We start from the raw sequence: 1,768 nt of genomic DNA, 5'->3' as shown, positions 1-1,768 counted from the left end.
CATAGGTATCTACACATTTATCGTGATACCTGTTATTACTTTGCAGAATGATTTCAACCTATCTGTTGGCGGGATTGACTCTCGCCTTACCCGCCGATATCAGACGCTGGTTAAACAGCATATGACGCCCGCGGCTCTTCTTGCTTCTGCGGTTAAAGACCTCGCAAGTGCTCAAAAATCAACTTTCGCAACTACCCAAGCTGTCTGGCGTTTTCTGAATAATAAGCGAATTAGCTTCAGTCAACTCAATGAGCCAATTATTTCGCTAGCACTTGAGCAAATTTCGCTTAGCCCGCATCCATACGCTCTCGTTGTTCATGATTGGTCACGTTTACAATTTCTTTACCATCATGCCAAATACGGACGCTTAAAAATGACGCACGGTGGCGATGTTGGATATGAACTTCAAAGCAGCTTGCTGGTTGATGCTGGCACGGGTTTGCCAATAGCGCCTCTATCTCAGACACTTACCGATGCAACCGGTTGTCATTCAACGTTGGCGGAAGGACTGTCCGAACGGCAGACACATATGGACGCCTTGACGACCGATATTGCCCGTGTGGAATCGCTTAATATAGGTAAAAAGCTGATTCATATAATTGATAGAGAGGGTGACTCTATTGGACATATGCGGACGTTGAGTACTCAAGGAATATGCTGGCTTATCCGAGGAAAAGAAGGACATGGTGCAGAGTGGCAAGGTAATTCATTGAAAATTGGTGAGATTGCTGCTCTTCTGCCATACAACGGATGCGGACAGGTAGACTGGAAAGGGAAAAAAGCTGATATGGAAATCAGTGAAACCTCGATAGTCATAACCCGAGCTGCGCAGCAGAAGCGTAAAGATAAAGAAACCGGCCGCCGCATAAAAATCCAACCTGGAGAGCCTCTGACGGTCAGATTGGTTGTTGTTCGGCTTACGGATGATCTCGGTAATGTGGTGGGACGCTGGACGCTGCTTACAAACGTTTGCAGCGAGATCACCTGCGAGGAAGTAGCTCGTTGGTATTACTGGCGCTGGAATATTGAATCATTTTTTAAGTTGCTGAAAGGTGCCGGACATGACGTAGAAACATGGCTTCAGCGCAGCGCGCCAGCCGTACTACGCAGGTTGTTAATAGCCAGTATGGCTGCTGTTCTGGTATGGCGGCTGCAACGCGCTGAAGGAGAAGAAAATGCGGCAGCCCGCCAGCTGATATGTCGCTTGTCAGGACGACAGCAAAAGCGAGGCCGCAGAGAGAGCGCTCCTGCTCTGCTCGCTGGCCTATCCATCTTGTTGAATACACTAAAATTATTATCGGAATATAGTCTGGAAGAACTTACTCATTTAGCGAGAGTTGCTCTTAAGCCTCCTCCCTGATGTGTAGATACCTATGCGCTGAGGGAGAGGCCGATACAGGCCCGCGTGAGGAGAATACCCTGCCAGCTGGTCATGAAGGCGCTGCAAAGAGTAAAGCTGGCGGCCAGAATCAAGGCCACCACCATCACCGATTTACGGCCTACGGCCTACGGCGTCCGACAGCGGGCCGGTGAACAGCAAACATAAACGGCTTTATGGCGTGAAAAAAGTCTGGCTCCAGCTTCGGCGCGAAGGCATCAAAGTCGCGCGATGCACGGTAGAGCGCCTGATGCGGGCGATGGGACTGGTCGGTATCCGCCGCGGTAAAGGCGTTAAAACCACGCGCAGCGATAAAGATGCTGCTACGCCGGATGACCTGGTGAACCGGCGGTTCATGGCGGAGCGGCCCAATCAGCTTTGGGTGGCGGA

At 50.5% G+C, this 1,768-nt stretch carries 1 protein-coding gene and 2 pseudogenes; 2 read left to right on the top strand and 1 reads right to left on the bottom strand.

Annotated elements, in window-relative coordinates:
* Positions 1-1,360: flagellar biosynthesis protein FlhF (locus tag CINSTRO3249_RS15605; protein ID WP_254304262.1), on the top strand; the 1,360-nt coding region annotated here is incomplete at its 5' end.
* A gap of 17 nt (positions 1,361-1,377) precedes the next feature.
* On the opposite strand, the pseudogene CINSTRO3249_RS17825 reads toward CINSTRO3249_RS15605, so the two are convergent.
* Positions 1,378-1,540, bottom strand: a pseudogene (locus tag CINSTRO3249_RS17825) (MFS transporter); the annotation flags it as partial.
* A 7-nt stretch (positions 1,541-1,547) separates the two neighbouring features.
* Between CINSTRO3249_RS17825 and CINSTRO3249_RS15600 the strand changes: the two are divergent.
* Positions 1,548-1,768, top strand: a pseudogene (locus CINSTRO3249_RS15600) (IS3 family transposase); the annotation flags it as partial.

This window comes from Candidatus Sodalis sp. SoCistrobi, from assembly GCF_900143145.1.
GTDB lineage: Bacteria > Pseudomonadota > Gammaproteobacteria > Enterobacterales > Enterobacteriaceae > SoCistrobi.
Note: the sequence above shows the minus strand (reverse complement) of the source record. Positions and strands in the feature narration are given on the sequence as shown.